Below are 17,624 nucleotides of genomic sequence, written 5' to 3'. Positions count from 1 at the left end.
TCCCGCCCTCTAGTTCATTTCTCTTTATCCAGTGTTGATAACAAAAGCTATCGCGATGATTAAATTGAATGAAAAAGCACAAACAAGATACTCAAGCACGCACTCTGATAACACACCTTCAAGCAGTTTGAGTATACAACACTGAATAACTGCTAGGAAATAGACACATGGCTAAAGGTAAAAAGTACGATTTTAATTTGGTATTAGTAGACGGTTCTTGGACTGCTGAAATCGTTAGAAAAATCACATCTAAAAAAACAGTAGTATCAAAAAGCCAAGCTGGTTTTGCTTCAGAAGCAGAAGCACAGGTTTGGGCTGAAACTGAATTAAAAGGTTTCTTACAAAACCAAATCGACCGTAACGCACGTCGTATTCGTTTAGTTTCAGAAAGCGTTGAAGATAATGCTGCAGAGAGTGCTGAAGATCGTGCTGAAGAGTCTGACGAATCAGAAGAAGACGACGCTTAATATCACCTTGATATAAGCAACGTCTGACGCCATCGCTAATTAACCTTAATTAGCGATGGTCCATCGTATTAAATCCTCACATCAAATCTTTTATTGCCTGTAATACACCGCCAACTTCAAACGCTTCTATTAGTCTTGTACCGACATACAATAACGCGTCATTTGAACCACCATATGCCTGCGCCAAAATATGATAACGGGTTCTCGCGTCATTATTGTTATTAATATCCCATTCTATGTACTCAATATCATGTGAATCAAAACTATCGCGAATGTCACTACAGCGAGCACAACTTCGCGCACTGTAAATCACGACCTTGGGTTGATTAAACTCATTGAAGTGTTGTTTGTAAACACGCTTATCTTTCCAACTAAAAACGCTATCGCCTTTTATCTCGTATAGAAACTCATTGTAGCTGCGCGAATTAAAGCCGTTGTAGATGTTATTACCCACGACCAATACCGGTAACGTCGTACTATCCACGAACTTCTGTAACCGCTTTCTACCTTCTGGATTATCTTTTATATCTATGATTTCAGGCTTTATTGACTTACTTTTAAGGTGTGCTAACGCTGCATTGCAAGGTGCGCCACATTCGTCATGCACAAACAGCAAAGCTTTCGCAGTACCACTGGCATTAAACGCCCCATCCTTTTGCCAAATAAAATTAAATAGGCTTGGATTATAGTGATTCACAAACGCGACCGCGACTATCAGCACAATAAATTTCTTCATATCCCTTAATCCTTTCTAAGTTGCGTTAGCATCCTGATCAACACTGCGACTTTAACCATTATAAAAAGTGAAATAACACCTGCGAGTAAGGTCAATCTCTTACATACGGTTGATGGGCAGCAGTGTATCGAATTGTAAGTAGGCCAAGCAATAAGGGGATAGTATGAGATGGGTATTAACTTTAAGATTTAATGTATAAGTAGAAATATCGTTCTAATGACAAAGAAAATTCAGAGGCCGTTAACAAGCCTCTGTTTACGATAAATAATATTATTATTCAGCGTGAGTCAGCACTAAATTACTACCGTCAATTCTAACGTCTTTGTAACCCTTCAAATTTTCAGCAAGTACATCAAGCCCTTTTTCAGTAAGCGCCTCATCTGATAATGTGTAAGTTGTTACATTACTACCAGAGGCAGCATCATTATTTACTGCAGATTGGATATTGTTTAACAGCGCTTTAAGGTCATCATTGTGCATATGTGTACTCTCTATAAATGGTTATGATTTAAGTATTATTGATATTTTGATGGTAGGCTGTTTGTCGTTTAGTTTCAATATATTGCTTTAAATATTAATGCTAAATAGCACAAATAATGAGCCTATATGCAGGCTCATTATTCACGGCATCGACCATACTAATCATCGGTAACGACTTCTTTTAACACTTCACCTGTCGTGCCTGTTGGCTGAGTGATCCCTAGATAGTTAGCAATCGTTGGCGCAATATCATAAGGCGTGACAGCGCGACTTACCTGCTCATCATCGATATCCATACCAGCAAATATTATCGGTACATGCGTATCATATGACCACGGCGAACCATGAGTCGACGCGACTTTTAAACCATCAAAATCATTAATAAAGGTATTCGGAGAAAACACAATGTGGATATCTCCAGAGCGCTGTTTGTTAAAGTTATTCGCGACCAAACGTAAGACACGTTGATCATCTAAACGACCATGCTTAACGTCTTCTGTTGTCACGGCATATTCAACGCCACTAATTTTTTCAATTTCCTTGGCGAGCACTGCTTGCACATCTTCAAGCTTAAGTTTATTACTTTTTATGACTTTATGATCAAGGTAAATATAAGGTTTAGAGTAAAGTTTTACGAGTGCTTTACCTACGCCAAACTTTTGTTCTAATACTTTATAAATTCCCGCATCCGCCATTAACTTTTCATCGAAGTATTTTGGTTTTTTCGCACCCAATTCATTCAAATAACCAGGGGCATCAGCCGCGCCGTGATCCGCCGACAATACAATCAAAGTATTATCTAGCCCTACCGTGGCATCAACATAACGGAATAACTCCGCCAACGTGCGGTCTAGACGTAATATATTATCCTCAGCCTCTAAACTCGATGGACCAAACATATGAATGACATAATCTGTAGAAGAGAAACTGACAGATAGATAATCCGGTACCGAATTCTGACCCATTTTTTCTTGTTCGATTAATGTTTTAGCAAAGTCTAACGTCAGTTCATCACCTGCCGGACTAAGCGTTAACAGCGTACCAAAATATTTACCCGATGCTTTGCCGTAAGGATGTGGAAAACGTTGACCAAAACCGGCTAAATCGGTTTTGTAATCTACCTGTTTTTCATTTGAAAATAAGTAGTCCTGCTCTTCAAACATAAGCGACCAACTTTGCTGACCGAATTTGTCCGCTTTGTTAAGTTGATTCCAATTATTGACCCATTCTGGATAATTTTTATAATAATAGTCACTGCTTACAAACTGTTTAGTGGACTTAGAAAACCACAGAGCCTTACCGTATTGACCAGCCAGAGAAACCGCTGCACGGTCTTTAACTGAGACCCCAAAGACTTTCGACTTACCATTAAAAGCGGTATATATCTCATCACTTAACGTACTTGATAATAACGGTAATGGTGAGCGCCCATCACCCTTTGCTGCTTTTTGGGTTGAATCTATCTCGGTATTTTTATCTACGCCACCGCTGCCTAATAGATGGTAATCCTCATCTTCAATATTATAAACGACGCGATCAAGCTTACGATCAAACCACACATTGCCAACCATGCCGTGCACCGATGGTGGCGCGCCTGTCGCTAACGAACTATGGCCGACAATGGTTTCAGTATTAGCATGCTGATAATGGGCATTGTTGTATACAACACCTTCTTCTAGTAAATAGCGAAAACCACCCTTCTCCATTTTTCCTAAAAACCGCGTTGGTAAATCACCACGCAACGCATCTACCGTTATTTGTAGTACTAACTTAGGTTGTCCCTGCGGTTTGGCAAGTACACTTCCCGACGCTGTCGTAACGAGCAGACAAGCAATCGTGGTTATTGTTTTTTGCATCTTTTTAGAAACCATATCAACTCCATTTATTTCACTTGGTTTTATAGTTTTTTATAGCTGGCTTTGTAACCGCTCTCGTAATTGTTTTAACGCGGGATCACCAGGTGTACGTTGCTCTAGCATATCGACCTGCATTAACGCGTCTTTATAATTACCACTCGCTTCCAAAGCCAATACATAGACAAAAGAGAAGCGCGCATTATCAGGTTCAATCTGCTTGGCTTTAATCAGCGCATCCAAGGCTTGAGGCCAGTCACGTTTGACGACATATATCAGCCCTAAGTTATGTAAGGCCATCGCGTGCTTTGGCTCAACCACTAATATCTCTTCGAGTAACACACGGGCTTTATCTAACTGACTGGTTTCACGATAGACACTCGCGAGGTTAAGTTTACTTGGTAAAAAGCTGGGCTGGATCCGCACAGCATTTAAATACTGCACCTGCGCCTGTTCAAGATCCCCGACTTTATAAGCGAGGTCTGCCAGCGCAATTTGTGCTGATAATAAATCCTGTTGCTTTTGATAAGTCGTGACCGCTTCCATCAAAGCATCTTGCATTGGTTTTTGCGCTTTCTCAGGTAACTCCCGGCGAAATGCAGGGGCGAGTAATTTAATCGCTTGCAGGCGCACATTTTTATGGTCGTCATATAGCAACCCAAAACCGACTTGCAATTGAAGCTGCTGTGAAGAACGCTCTAAAACAGCAATAACACCTAACTTAACTAAACTTTCAGAAGAGTTAGCCGCCTCATTCAAGATCTGCATATTTTCCATTTTAGTCATATCAAGATGACCAAGTAATACAGCACGGCGCATTGCAGGTTGGCTTTCATCAACCACCAGTTTCGCGATATTAGCTTGCCCTTGTGGCGGATTTTCTGCATTTAGGACTAACGCGGTACCGATATCATCGTATTGACCAAATACGTCAGCTTTTCTACTCTTTAACTGGCCTTGTGACCACTGGCTATTCTTATCTTGGTGGCAGTCTAAACATACATCCGGTGTACCTAGTTTTTCGCTCACCCAAGGATTCGGAATACGGAAAGCATGGTCACGACGATCATCGACGCCCATGTAACGTTTTTCAGGCATGTGGCAGTCAATACATTGGCTACCGGGTGATCCTGAATCATGCAGAGTATGCTCAGGTGGATCAAACTTGCTTGGCACATGACATTGCGCACACAGGTTATTATCTAGTGTTAGCACCTTACCAGAATGGGGATCGTGGCAATTACTGCAAGTCACACCAGCAGCAGCCATCTTGCTTTGACTGAATGAACCATAAACGTATACTTCATCCTGAATTTGTCCATCACTGTAATATAGTTCAGGTAGTGCCAAACGCGGAATATAGTGCTGAGTAAACTCACTTGGATCATTGCCATCAGTTAATGATGCACGTCGACTATGGCATGCTGCGCATTGGTCTGGTTGGCCATGGTCAATAGAAACGGGTTTGCCTTGAAGTACCTCGGCAGTATTCTTCCCATCTTGGAATATCCAAGCCAACTTTTTATACTGCTTGTTTTTAAAGCCTGAATTGGCAACTGAGCCTTGCTGCGCTTTGGTTAAGTTGATATGTTTTTCAGCTGGTCCATGGCAAGCTTCACAACTGACATTCACTTCACTAAATGTCGTGTTATAACTGTCTTTTTCAACATCATAGCCACGCTTTAGATCCGTGGAGTGACACTCAGCGCAACGGGCGTTCCAATTGTTAAACTGTCCCTGCCAATTAAAAGGAGTGCCTGGTGTATGCGTGTCTTCATAAAGGCTGTACCAACGTTGGCCTCCCTCTTCTTTATCTCGAGAATCCCAAGCCACAGGGTATGCTTGTAAGCGCCCCTTACCAATATCAACCAATATTTGCTGTAAAGGTGTATAAGCAAATACGTAAGGCACTTCATAGCGCCTGCCTTTTTGACCTGTCTGCCCAGTTTCAATGTAATAGCCCGCTTGGTCTTGATTGAAAATAGTCCAGCCGTCTTTAGACTCAAAGCGAACATTATTAAAGTCCCCGAGTACATTATTGTCGCTAGCTGGCAGCATAGAATTAGCGTGATGGGAAGGTTTCCAGTTGGCAGTTTCACTTTGATGGCAATCAATACAAGTGTCGTTACCCACATAGTTTTCATTAACCATATAGCTGGGCTGGGCAAGCACAACAGCGCTTAACGAGAATAAAATTAAGTTGAACAACAACATGATTAAAGGCATTAAATAACTCATTTGATTAATTCTTTTAATTTGCAGGCGCTGAACTTGTCTTTTCCAGCTGTTTTGGCCGGTGCTTGATAAGACGCTTCAAATAACTGCGCGACAGTTTCACTATTTTGGTTTTCTTTCAATAACCCCAAATTAGCATGTAGATCTGCTTTTTGGTAAAGCAAAGCGATAAACCGTGGCCACTGTTTGTTTTTTAACGATTTTTTAAGCTGGGAATTAAGACTGGGTGGCATTTTTCGATATTTTAAATAGCTAAATAACAATAATAGAATAACGGTGCTGATGACGATTAAGCGTTTTTTTTGCAGAGGGCTAAAGCCTGATACCTTGATAGTATTTTCTTCAAAATAGCTTTGCTGTAAACCTTTTTCGAGATGCCACCAATTTAACTGTTCACCGCCAAGCTGATAATCACCAGCCTGTTTGATGACATAAGTAATCGTTTGCTTTATTGATGCGGTTTGCTCTCCACGATTACTTTGATCATCAAGCTTTGGCTCTTGGACATTGATTTGTATGCCCTCAACAATAGGAAACTTGATTGCCGGTATTTGGATACTCTTTATATCGCTGGCATTAATCGTGATATCTCGCTGAATGATATCCCCCACTTGATAACTTGTCTGCGGCTCAGACCAACGTTGAGTAAGCTGCACATCGCTAGACACGATATATTTTTTAATTTGTTTTAAAGGTTCAGGCACATAAGCAAATACAGCTAAGTTTTCACTGCGCAATTGACTCACATGATTATCACTTTCAGCGCCCTTATATTCAACATTGAAGCTCAAGGCCGGTAATTCGAGTAAACCGCTATGCTCTGGGTATACATCTATCTGCCAAAGCTGAGTCGCATATTTTTCACCGTCAATAACAGTGCTACCATTAATGGCAAATTGAGACGATTGTGCCAAACGCGCCTTGGATAAAGAAGGTAATTGAAATCGCGTCGCACCATTAAAATACCCTTTCACCGCAAGCAAATAGTTTATCGTTACCTTTTGCCCAACCACGGGGTGATATTCATTAATCGTTGACGTGATCACTGCTACTTGAGATTGCTTTTCAGCGGGTATACTTTTAGCCCATAGCAGATGCGGTACAATGCAAAGAAGGATGATGAGTTTATTCATTCACACCACCTGTAGTGTCTAATTGTTTATTATTCTGTTTGTCATAATTTTTATTATACTGTTTATTATGCTTTTTATTATATTGTGCTTGAAACTTGGATCCTAGAAACAACTTAGGATCACGACTTATATCACGTAACCATTGCTGCTTTTTCTGTTCGCTACCCAGTAATTCATCTAGTGAAAGCGTTTCTAATTCAAGCGTTACCTTGCCTATTTGTTCGCGTTCTGCAGCCAATTGTTCATCGATCATATCCTCTGAATCGGCATTCTCACTGGGCGGTTTTTCTTCTTGTTGGTTTTCAGCTGTGAGCTTAATTTCTTCGATTAGTGCGGTAATAATACGTAGATTATTTAATGCATCAGCGTTATCAGGATCAATTTCTAATAATAATTGATACAACTTTTGCGCTCGATGATAATTACGCCCTTCGCTGTTAGTCACAGCTAAATTAAATAACCCAGTCAAATCATCTTGCTGTTCATAAATAGCCGCCGCTTTACGATAATCCTTCGCATAGACATAAGCCGCAGCTTGCCAGTTTGGATCCTGAAAACGTATCGCAGCTTCTTTGTAGTCTTGTTGATTAAAATAATAAGCCCCTTGTTGATCGGCCGTCATCCACCAATCAATAAAAGCAGCTTCTGCAGTATTTGGGCTCAAGTTAACAACAAGTACGATTACAGCAGCCCAGTGCAAGTTAAAACCACGTCGGAAGAAATACAACGCCATCAATAACACCGGATACAACAACCAGTAGCCTATACTGGTCAGCGCTTGATCTCCAGCACGATGATTATCTGCGAGATCCGTTAATCGCAGGTAAAGACTACTGTCTGCACTGTCTAAGTATTTACCCGTTAATACGGCTATATCTAGTGATTTAGCTTGCTGTACGGCAGTGTCCGTTAAGGCAACAAGTAACACATTATTGGATTTTTTAGCCTGGTTAAAATCAGCCACGTTGACACTAAAACCATCACTGATAATTAATAAGTCATAACCAAATTGCTGTCCGTCTTTAATCCGATTAACTTCCTGTAATAACTGATTAAGATCATCTCCTTCTTCAGGCATGACCGAGGGCGCTAAATAACCTAGATACAAGCGCAATAATTTTAACTGTTCTGAAACAGGTAAAACTTGATGGCTACTACCCGCAAACGCAAGTAATGACACGGGACGGTTGAACCCTTGCTGCAATAGCTGATCGGCTATTAATTTACCGCGCTGTAAATCTGAAACACCAGACTGCTTTTCATTTTCCATCGATATGGACAGGTCTAATGCAATAATAAGCGGTGCATTTATTTTCTCATCGCCAGCCAACTGTATTTGCGGCCCGGCGATGGCAATAATAACAAGACCAGTACCAATGAGCGCGAGCAGAATAGGTTTTAAACTGGTTTTTTTATTACCCTGTAATGAAAATACACGTGCCAGATGATTAGCAATAATACCCTGACCTGCCAGCGAGACGGCCTGAATACGGCTACGCCACAACAAAAATAACAATAATGAAATGGGTAAAAATAACAGCAACCATAACGGTTGAACAAACTGGAGGTCACTCAACATATTTGCCTCTCCTGCTATTCTGCCAATAAGTTTTTATCGTTAGAAAACTCCAAACAAACACATAAAAAAGTAACAATGGCCCCATCAGCCAAGGGTATAGATCGGTTTTAGGCTGAAAGTGCTGCTGTTCATAATTAGCAGGCGCTATATTATTAATATCAGCTAACACCTTTTGTAAACTATCACTATCTGCGGCGACATAACTCGCCCCATTACTGACACTCGCGATCTTCTCAAGGCTGGTAAAATCGACTTTATCATCACCTTCGGTTTCAGGATCGCCCATGCCTAAGGTATAAATTTTTATACCATCAATTGCCGCGACACGAGCAGCATCAACAGCATCAAGCCGTGAGTTGGTATCACTACCATCAGTCACTAGCAGTAACAAACGTTGAGTCGAATTAGATTGCTCAAATGCACGAATAGATAAGCCAATAGCATCACCAATCGCGGTGGCAGGCCCAGCCATTTGAGTGTCCATGTCATTGAGTAAATTTAACCATAATTGTAGATCGTCAGTGAAAGGGACTTGTAAATACGCACCAGATCCAAACACAATCAATCCCAGACGATCGCCAGTTCTCTCCTTGGAAAATGCACTTAGTACTGCTTTAAGCGCATCAATTCTTGAAATAGCCTGCTGGTCATCACCCGCCATAAAGTAATCTTTTTGTTCCATCGATTGCGATAAATCGACTGCGATCATCAAGTCACGGCCGGTTTTCTCCGTGATCTGGACTTCACCTAATAAGACCGGCCGAGCTAAGCTAAATATCAATCCAACCCAAAATAAAATCAACGCAATAGACTGAATAAGCTGACGTTGATGTGCAACAGCCCCAGCGTTAGGAGTTTGACCTGTGGCAGCGACGACACGCTGAAAGAATGGGATATAAATCGACACACTCGGCTGCATATATGCAGGTAAAAAACGATGAATAAAATAAGGTAATACTAATAGCAATAGTAACCAAGGGTACTCAAGTGTGATGTTCATAATGATGCCCCTGTAGCCATTGTTGGCACTTCGTTTTCAAGGTAGCGAACTCATCATCATTACAGTTAATTTTATCTACCTGCTGAAAAGCCAATTGGTTTAATAACTGCCAATCAACATGAGTAAAAGACACACTTTCGGTGCCTTTGTTTAGACTCACTAAAAATGTCTCCTCCTGTAATTCAACCTGCTGTGCAGTAGTATGACTAAGCGCATCATTAAGAGCATGGTTAAGTGCATAGCTAAGTGCATGCTGTAAGATACCTAACATCTGCGTCGCATCCTGCATTGATAACAACTGCAGCTGTGATAATGCATTGCGTCGATAGGCATTGTTAATATAATGCTTACGCTTATGGTAAATAAAGATACCTAACACAAGTACAAACAACATCATCAATACGTACCAACCAGGCGCTAACGGCCACCAGCTCACATGCTGTGGTAATATCAATCCTGTCAGTTGCTGCAACGAATTCATTATTTATGTCCCTGTAATAATGTCGCTATTTGCAAATCTACCGGGTCAGTCGTATTAACTAATCCAATCGGTAAAGTGCTTGCCACCAATGCTTTTTCTAATCGCTGTAACTTAGCTTGATATAACTGGTCAAACTTATTCTGACTGTCACTATTTGCTTGAATATTTATCTGCTGTTGTCCTTGTGAAACGCTCAGGCCATGAGCCCGACTAATATCGACTTCCAACGGATCTTGTACGATAAATAACAGAACATTAGCCTTGTGATGTATCACCTCTAATTCATTAATATCATCTTCTGCAAGACCTTCAATGTCAGTAATTAGAATCACGACGCTTTGATTATTCAAGCTTGATAACCAAGGTTTAACTTGGCTAAAAATAGACGTTTGGGGGTTGTTTGACGCTTTTATTGGATCAAGTGACAGTTGATTATTTGCTGTCACTATCGTTTCTAACAATTGCAGTACACCTCGGCTGGTACGCTTAGTGCTGATTTGGTGAATTTTATCTGCGATCACCAAACCACCCACTCTGTCGCCAGCTGAATGTGCCATCCATGCAAATAAAGCCGCCACCTCTGCAGCAACCACTGATTTGGTTTTATCGACACTACCAAAAAACATAGACAGGCGTTGATCAATTACTATCGAGACAGGACGATCTGTTTCTTCAGAGTAAATACGCACATAAGGTTTACCTAGACGAGCACTGGTACGTGAATCAATTTGACGAATATTATCCCCATCTTGATATTGTCTTAATTCTTCAAAATTTAAACCACTGCCACGCAAGCGTGAGGCATGCTGTCCAGATAGCATACCCGCAGGCCGATAACTGGCACTCAGGCGTATTTTCACCGCATATTGCTTTAATGCGATTAACCTGGCTAGATTAGTGTAAATCCGCGCATCATCCATTGCTATTGCGCCTCCTAAAGCACCGGCGTCGCTTTAATCAAATCAATCACGACTTGCGATGCTGATTTACCCAAGGCAACCGCGTTATAACTGAGCGTGATCCGATGATTCAATACTGGTACAGCCACAGCTCTTACATCATCTGGATCAACAAAATCACGGCCTGACAATAATGCGTGGGCACGGGCCGCTTTATCCAACGCAATACTTGCTCGAGGGCTCGCTCCAACACGAATAAGTTCGGCTAACTGTTCATTATTAGTGATAGTTGGATCACGTGTTGCCATCACCAACGAAACAATGTACTGCTCAATATTTTCAGAAATATATACTTCATCCACTAAATCACGCGCCGTTAAAATGAATGCCTCGGCGTTATCTAATGGCGTTAATTGCATACTTTTGTGTTTATTCTGCCCTCGCACTAAACGAATGATAGCTAGTTCAGTGTCATGGTCGGGATAGTCTAAGATAAGCTTAAAAAGAAAACGGTCCATTTGTGCTTCAGGCAATGGATAAGTACCTTCTTGCTCTATGGGATTTTGTGTTGCCATTACCATAAATACAGGCTGCATCTTATGACTGGTATTGCCGACGGTCACTTGTCGTTCTTCCATCGCCTCTAACAGTGCTGACTGTACTTTAGGCGGCGCACGATTGATCTCATCCGCCAACAACACACTGTTAAATACAGGTCCAGGGTTAAAATCAATTTGCTGACCATTGTTCACTGATAGGGATTCATACCCAATCACATCAGAAGGCAATAAGTCCGGGGTAAATTGCACTCGCCCTTGGCTTAGTCCTAACAATTCAGATAACGCTTTAACACTGCGGGTTTTAGCTGTACCTGGTAAACCTTCCAACAGTACATGACCATCCGCGAGTAAGGCAACTAACAAACCTTTGACTATATCTGCTTGGCCCAATACCTGCGATTGTAATCCATTTTTAAGTAGCTCAAGCTGCGTATAGACTGCTTGTTTATCCATAATGACACCACTGATATGACTGAAACGAGATTAAGATTGAATATGTGTTATTTTTTATCGCTCACTTATATAAATAAGCATAAAAAATAAAGGGCGCCAATGCGCCCTTTAACATGATATTACTTATTTATTGTGGCTTTCTTGTAGTTTATCCATTACCTGATCTAAGCTGAAACTTGCCGCTTTTTGACTAGGAGGGAACTCTTGGAATGTTTTTAAGAAATCACCAACATACGCTTGTGCAGGCACAAACATGTACGCATGGTCTAATAACCAATCGTAGTATGTATTAGACGTAATATCTGCAGTTTCGTATGGGTCCATACGTAAGTTAAACAATTTAGGTAAACGTAATGTCACAAACGGTTCAGACCAGATTTGCATCGTACCTTGAACACGCTGCTCCATGAACACCGCTTTCCAGTTGTTATAACGTAATGCAGCTAAATCACCATCATCAGTGAAGTAAAAGATTTCTTTACGTGGTGCAGTTTCTGATTTACCCGTAAGGTAAGGTAAGAAGTTGTAACCGTCTAAATGATTTTTAAACTTCTTAGGGCCAGCTTTATGACCTTTCAATAGTTTCGCTTTCACATCTGAATCACCAGCTGCTGCTGCAAACGTTGGTAACCAGTCCATGTGATGCATGATCTCGTTAGACACTTCACCAGCTTTAATTTTGCCAGGCCAGCGAACCATAGCGGGAACACGATAAGCACCTTCCCAGTTAGTATTTTTCTCGCCACGGAAAGGCGTTGCACCGGCATCAGGCCAGCTGTTCATGTGTGGGCCGTTATCTGTAGAATAGAACACGATCGTATTATCTTTAATACCTAGATCATCGACTTTCTTCAATAATGTACCAACATGTTTATCATGTTCAATCATACCATCAGCATAATTACTTAAGTTAGATTGACCTTGCTGTGAAGGTTGGATATGAGTACGGAAATGCATACGTGTTGCATTCCACCAAACAAAGAATGGCTTTTTAGCTTTTACTGATTTATCCATAAACTTCATGGCTGCAACGATGCTTTCATCATCAATTGTTTCCATGCGTTTTTTAGTTAATGGACCTGTATCTTCAATTTTTCCATCTGCATAAGAATGAATAACACCACGAGGGCCGAATTTTTTACGGAATTCAGGATCTTTCGGATAATCAATATTCTCAGGTTCTTCTTCAGCATTTAAGTGATATAAATTACCAAAGAACTCATCAAAACCGTGTGCAGTTGGCAAGAATTTATCTTGATCACCAAGGTGATTTTTACCAAATTGACCTGTTGCATAACCCATAGGTTTAAGGATTTCAGCAATCGTGGCGTCCGATGCTTGCAAACCAACGTCAGCACCAGGTAAACCAACTTTACTTAAGCCTGTACGCAATACACTTTGGCCAGTAATAAACGTTGAACGACCCGCGGTACAAGATTGCTCAGCATAGTAATCGGTAAACATCATGCCTTCTTTCGCAATACTATCAATACTCGGTGTTTTATAGCCCATTAAACCAAAGGTATAAGCACTGACATTTGACTGGCCAATATCATCCCCCCAAATAACCAGAATATTCGGTTTTTCAGCTGCACTTAGATTAAGCGACGCCAACCCCAAGGCTGCAAATGAAAGCAGCCTTAACCTTTTCTGCATTGTAGTAACCATGTTATCTGTACTCCATGTTATAAACACAATTAAATATTGAATGTCATTTTGGCTTTTGTTATTGAATAATATGATCAATCAATGTTAACTAATGTAGTACAGTTGTTACGAATCAGCATTTTAATTATAAATTCAGCAGAAAAAAAGAAGTTATAATTCAATAGTGTTAGGAGCTGTTTCCATATATTATCCCCCTATATTTTATATGGGTAATAAACAGTAGGAAGTTATAGCAGTATGTCGGAAAGAATTGAAATACAGAATAAACCCGCATTAATCTCTTTTATTGTAATGATGGCAGCGGTTTATTTTTTTGTTTTTAGTGGCACAGATGATTAGACACCATCAAATGCCATAGTGATCAGCCAAGAATATGATGATTATAATGATGTGCTGATTGATATTGCCTATTCATACGATCAAAAAATTTACAATGGCACTCTAGATCAAGATGATATTTATCCTAGTGCTGGACTAGAACCAAGACTTGCTCCAAAAAAAGCATTTCCAATCAAAATTAACCCTGAAGATCCAACCGAGATCTTAGTTGATTTAGAAGGCCCGAAACATATTTCAGGTATCAACTGGTTAGTGCAGAAATAACCTAGGTGTTCACCGGTATTAAAAAGCTTGTGTTAAAAACCTGATAGATCAAGTTTAACCGGTGTTCCCAACCAATGCACATGCTTGGTATGATCAATTAAATCATCGCCAGTCACTGCATGTATCAACACACTCAACTCCTGTCTATTGGCTTTAACCCAAGGCACAAAAGCAGCAAAATCATCGTGGCTAAACGTAGCAGCAAAGCTCCACTGTGGATGTGGCCCCACCAACCGGGTATTTAAATTTCCGACTTCTAAGCCAAGTTCATCACGGATCGTAGTTCGTAATACAGTCGCTAATGCCAGCGATGTCTCATCAAAATAAAAATGAGCATGATAACTGTCATGGATTCGAGTATGGGTGTTAGAACTCATAAATACCTCATAAAATTAAAGCGTTAAAACAACGTAATCAAGATAACACAGTTATTATCGCCTTAGTACGTCCTTTACTTTCTTCACATTACTGTTAACAGCACACCGCTAAAATCAACATGTACAATCACTAAATTACGTTAATTTACAGTGTTTTACATTACATTTTTTGATTTACATTCTTTACTTATAATTTGCTGGTCATTAGGGTTTGTTTTACTATATGATATGGAAATACGAACAATTATCATTTGGATTAACACTAGTATGAAACGACCAGTTGTAGCTACTTTCTTTGGATTATTATTTTCAGCCAGCGCTTTATCAGACACCATCACTGTCACCCATCAATTAGGTAAAACCACATTAGAGACTAAGCCTCAGCGCGTTGTGGTGATTGGCACCGGTACATTAGATGCGTTAGATTATTTTGGTATTAAGCCTGTGGCATTAAGTAAAGCGACAACGATGCCTGACTATTTATTGAAATATCAAAGTAAAGAATTCGCGTCTTCAGGTAGCTTAAACGAACCTGATTTTGAAACTATTTATATGCAAAGACCAGACGTGATTATTATTGGTTCTCGCGCTGTCGAATCGTATAAAGAATTATCAAAAATTGCTCCAACAGTGATGTTCGCACCAGAATCAGATGGCTATTGGCAGAGCACCCAACAACAATGGCGTATGCTGGGTGACATCTTTGAAATTCAGCCAAAAGTAGAAGCTAAGATCGCCAGCGTTGATACTCAAATCAACGAAATTGCCAACTACAACAAAACCAACGACGTAAAAGCCTTAACCGTCATGAGTGCAGGCGGTAATATCACGACGTTTGGTGCACAATCTCGTTTCTCTGCTATCTACCGTGACTTTGGTTTCCAAGAGGCGGTGCCGAATATTAAAGAATCTCGTCATGGTGACTTGATCTCGTATGAGTTTATTAGCAACGTAAATCCCGCTAACCTATTCATTATCGACAAAGACAAACTGATTAATAAAGACAAAAGTCGTACCCGTGAAGAGTTTGCTAACCCACTGGTTAAATCAACCAAAGCCTATAAAGACGATAAGTTAAATTATCTTGATATTAACGCCTGGTACATTGCGCTTTCGGGCGTCACTGCAACCGATAAAATGATCGAAGATATGCAGCAATCACGCGCACTGTAATTGAGGCTTACCTTGAAAAAGTTATTATTTGTGCTGGTATTACTCAGCATTGCATCGGTATTTGTTGGCGTGGCAGACTTGTCTTTAACTGCCATTTTAGCTGGCGATACTGACGCTATCGAGCTGTTGTTCATCAGTCGCCTGCCCCGCTTGTTAGCCATCTTGTTATCAGGCGCAGGACTGAGTATTGCCGGACTTATCATGCAGCAAATCAGTCAAAACCGATTTGCGTCGCCATCGACATCTGGCACCATTGAATGTGCCATGCTCGGCTATGTATTAAGTTTAGTCTTTCTTGGCCATGGCGACAGTCTGCTACTTATCTTTGGTATGGCGATCGCGGGTACATTGGTGTTTATTCAGTTTATCCATCGCATCCAATTTAAGAACGCTATCTATGTGCCGTTAATCGGTATCATTTTTGGTAATGTGGTGTCTTCTGCTGCCACCTTCGTTGCTTACAAATATGACGCGGTGCAAAACTTATCAGCATGGACAGTGGCTAACTTTGCCAGCATTCTGCAAGGTAACTATGAATTGCTTTATATCGCCCTACCCATTTCTATTATTAGCTATTGGTACGCAACGCGCTTGTCTGCGGTTGGTATGGGTAAAGACTTCGCCACCAATATTGGTCTGAATTACAAACAGGTACTCTTCATTGGTATTATTCTTGTCTCTGTGATGTCTGCATCTGTGGTGATGATTGTTGGACAGCTGCCCTTCTTAGGCCTGATAGTACCGAACTTAGTAGCGCAATTCTACGGTGACAATTTACGCAAAAACATTCCATTAACCGCTATTATCGGCGCGATTTTGATTTTACTTTGTGATGTTGTTGGTCGCGTTATCATCTTCCCTTACGAGATGCCAATTTCGATGATCATCAGCATACTCGGCGGCTCAGTATTTATCTTCTTCATTGTAAAGAGCAAGCAACATGTCTGATTCAATCAAGCTCACCGCGCTGGCTGTTATCACGGTACTGTTTACATTTTTATTCATCGGTATTGGCTTAGATGCGTCAAACTATGAATACTTTTTATCCCGCCGTGTGCCGAAAGTATTAGCCATGATCATTGCCAGTATTGCCATAGCACAATCATCATTAGTGTTTCAAACCATTACCCATAATCGTATTTTAACCCCGAGTATCATGGGTTTTGATGCCTTGTATTTACTCACTCAAGTATTGGTCGTGGTTATCTTTGGCGGCTTTAGTGTCTTGCTCTTAAACCCGTTTGTTAACTTTGCTTTGTCTGTTGCCATTATGGTTGGGTTTTCGTTATTGCTGTTTGGCTTCTACTTCGCCAGCAACAATGGCAAGGGTAACGTTATCACGCTGTTATTGCTCGGGGTTGTCTTCGGCCAACTATTCAATAATGTGTCGTCGTTTTTTATGATGTTGGTTGATCCCAATGACTTCTTAAGCATTCAATCAAGCATGTTTGCCAGCTTTAACAATGTGAACCAAGAACTGGTGTACTTATGCGTGATCCCACTACTTATCATCAGCGCGCTGCTATTCAAACTCGCACCTGTGTTAGATGTATTTTGGTTAGACAATGACAATGCCATTAGCTTAGGCGTAGATACGCGACGCGTCACTAAACAAGTATTGATATTGGTCGCTATCATGATCTCGTTATCAACAGCCTTGGTTGGCCCAGTCATGTTCTTTGGCTTATTGGTGGCTAATTTAACCAAAGAGTTCTTCCACACCTATCGTCATCACACCTTACTGATTGCCAGCAGTTTAATGGCAATGTCGATGTTGTTATCGGGGCAATGGATAATCGAAAATGTCTTTAGTTTTTCGACCACGCTCAGTGTGGTGATCAATTTTGTTGGTGGTTTGTATTTCTTATCGCTGCTTGTGCGACAAAAAATCCAATAGCATCGCTACTGACTACTTACGGTTAACTAC

Annotated in this window: 17 protein-coding genes; 5 read left to right on the top strand and 12 right to left on the bottom strand. The window is 40.7% G+C overall.

Annotation, left to right across the window (positions count from 1 at the left end):
- The first annotated feature begins 167 nt into the window (after positions 1-167).
- On the top strand, positions 168-467 hold the full coding sequence (locus tag A923_RS0104475) for a DUF3622 domain-containing protein (protein WP_017220457.1): 300 nt from the start codon (positions 168-170) through the stop codon (positions 465-467).
- Between the two features lie 76 nt (positions 468-543).
- On the opposite strand, the gene A923_RS0104470 is transcribed toward A923_RS0104475, so the two are convergent.
- From A923_RS0104470 to A923_RS0104420, 11 genes are all read right to left on the bottom strand, one after another.
- Positions 544-1,203 (bottom strand): glutaredoxin domain-containing protein, encoded by a 660-nt coding sequence (locus A923_RS0104470; RefSeq protein WP_017220456.1) that lies wholly within the window; start codon positions 1,201-1,203, stop codon positions 544-546.
- A gap of 273 nt (positions 1,204-1,476) precedes the next feature.
- Positions 1,477-1,683 carry a hypothetical protein gene (locus tag A923_RS0104465; RefSeq protein WP_017220455.1) on the bottom strand — a complete coding sequence of 69 codons (207 nt, stop codon included), beginning with the start codon at positions 1,681-1,683 and terminating at the stop codon, positions 1,477-1,479.
- 158 nt (positions 1,684-1,841) lie between these two features.
- Positions 1,842-3,554, bottom strand: a complete 1,713-nt coding sequence (locus tag A923_RS0104460) for an alkaline phosphatase family protein (RefSeq protein ID WP_017220454.1) — start codon at positions 3,552-3,554, stop codon at positions 1,842-1,844.
- Between the two features lie 36 nt (positions 3,555-3,590).
- Positions 3,591-5,774, bottom strand: coding sequence for an ammonia-forming cytochrome c nitrite reductase subunit c552 (locus tag A923_RS0104455; protein ID WP_017220453.1), 2,184 nt, complete (start codon positions 5,772-5,774; stop codon positions 3,591-3,593).
- The gene (locus A923_RS0104450; RefSeq protein ID WP_017220452.1) at positions 5,771-6,904 is read right to left on the bottom strand and encodes a BatD family protein; all 1,134 of its coding nucleotides are present in this window, start codon (positions 6,902-6,904) and stop codon (positions 5,771-5,773) included. Before A923_RS0104450 ends, A923_RS0104455 begins: the two co-directional genes overlap by 4 nt.
- Positions 6,897-8,483, bottom strand: coding sequence for a vWA domain-containing protein (locus tag A923_RS0104445; RefSeq protein ID WP_017220451.1), 1,587 nt, complete (start codon positions 8,481-8,483; stop codon positions 6,897-6,899). The genes A923_RS0104450 and A923_RS0104445 overlap by 8 nt, the downstream gene beginning before the upstream one ends.
- Positions 8,473-9,483: a VWA domain-containing protein gene (locus tag A923_RS0104440; protein ID WP_017220450.1), complete on the bottom strand. Its 1,011-nt coding sequence runs from the start codon at positions 9,481-9,483 to the stop codon at positions 8,473-8,475. Before A923_RS0104440 ends, A923_RS0104445 begins: the two co-directional genes overlap by 11 nt.
- A complete protein-coding gene (locus A923_RS0104435; RefSeq protein WP_017220449.1) occupies positions 9,467-9,964 on the bottom strand; it encodes a DUF4381 domain-containing protein in 498 nt (165 codons plus the stop codon). The genes A923_RS0104440 and A923_RS0104435 overlap by 17 nt, the downstream gene beginning before the upstream one ends.
- Entirely contained in the window at positions 9,964-10,884 is a 921-nt protein-coding gene (locus A923_RS0104430) for a DUF58 domain-containing protein (RefSeq protein WP_017220448.1), read from the bottom strand. Before A923_RS0104430 ends, A923_RS0104435 begins: the two co-directional genes overlap by 1 nt.
- Before the next feature lie 14 nt (positions 10,885-10,898).
- Complete coding sequence (locus A923_RS0104425; protein WP_017220447.1) at positions 10,899-11,876, bottom strand: AAA family ATPase; 978 nt, start codon at positions 11,874-11,876, stop codon at positions 10,899-10,901.
- Positions 11,877-11,999: 123 nt separating this feature from the next.
- The gene (locus A923_RS0104420) at positions 12,000-13,544 is read right to left on the bottom strand and encodes an arylsulfatase (protein WP_017220446.1); all 1,545 of its coding nucleotides are present in this window, start codon (positions 13,542-13,544) and stop codon (positions 12,000-12,002) included.
- A gap of 357 nt (positions 13,545-13,901) precedes the next feature.
- Between A923_RS0104420 and A923_RS0104410 the strand changes: the two genes are divergently transcribed.
- Positions 13,902-14,147, top strand: a complete 246-nt coding sequence (locus A923_RS0104410) for a hypothetical protein (RefSeq protein WP_017220444.1) — start codon at positions 13,902-13,904, stop codon at positions 14,145-14,147.
- Positions 14,148-14,179: 32 nt separating this feature from the next.
- Here the strand turns inward: A923_RS0104410 and A923_RS0104405 are convergent, their stop codons facing one another.
- Positions 14,180-14,524, bottom strand: coding sequence for a DOPA 4,5-dioxygenase family protein (locus tag A923_RS0104405; protein ID WP_017220443.1), 345 nt, complete (start codon positions 14,522-14,524; stop codon positions 14,180-14,182).
- Positions 14,525-14,791: 267 nt separating this feature from the next.
- On the opposite strand from A923_RS0104405, the gene A923_RS0104400 reads away from it, so the two are divergent.
- Genes A923_RS0104400 through A923_RS0104390 form a run of 3 tightly spaced genes read left to right on the top strand, consistent with a single transcriptional unit; the run spans position 14,792 to position 17,594 of the window.
- Entirely contained in the window at positions 14,792-15,697 is a 906-nt protein-coding gene (locus A923_RS0104400; RefSeq protein WP_017220442.1) for a siderophore ABC transporter substrate-binding protein, read from the top strand.
- A 12-nt stretch (positions 15,698-15,709) separates the two neighbouring features.
- Complete coding sequence (gene vctD / locus A923_RS0104395; RefSeq protein WP_017220441.1) at positions 15,710-16,645, top strand: iron chelate uptake ABC transporter permease subunit VctD; 936 nt, start codon at positions 15,710-15,712, stop codon at positions 16,643-16,645.
- Complete coding sequence (locus tag A923_RS0104390; RefSeq protein ID WP_017220440.1) at positions 16,638-17,594, top strand: iron chelate uptake ABC transporter family permease subunit; 957 nt, start codon at positions 16,638-16,640, stop codon at positions 17,592-17,594. The genes vctD and A923_RS0104390 overlap by 8 nt, the downstream gene beginning before the upstream one ends.
- The last annotated feature ends 30 nt before the right edge of the window (positions 17,595-17,624 follow it).

The sequence above is a fragment of the Moritella dasanensis ArB 0140 genome (assembly GCF_000276805.1).
In the GTDB taxonomy this organism is placed as follows: domain Bacteria; phylum Pseudomonadota; class Gammaproteobacteria; order Enterobacterales; family Moritellaceae; genus Moritella; species Moritella dasanensis.
The sequence above is the reverse complement of the archived record's forward strand: the minus strand, read 5'-3'. Positions and strand labels throughout refer to the sequence as shown.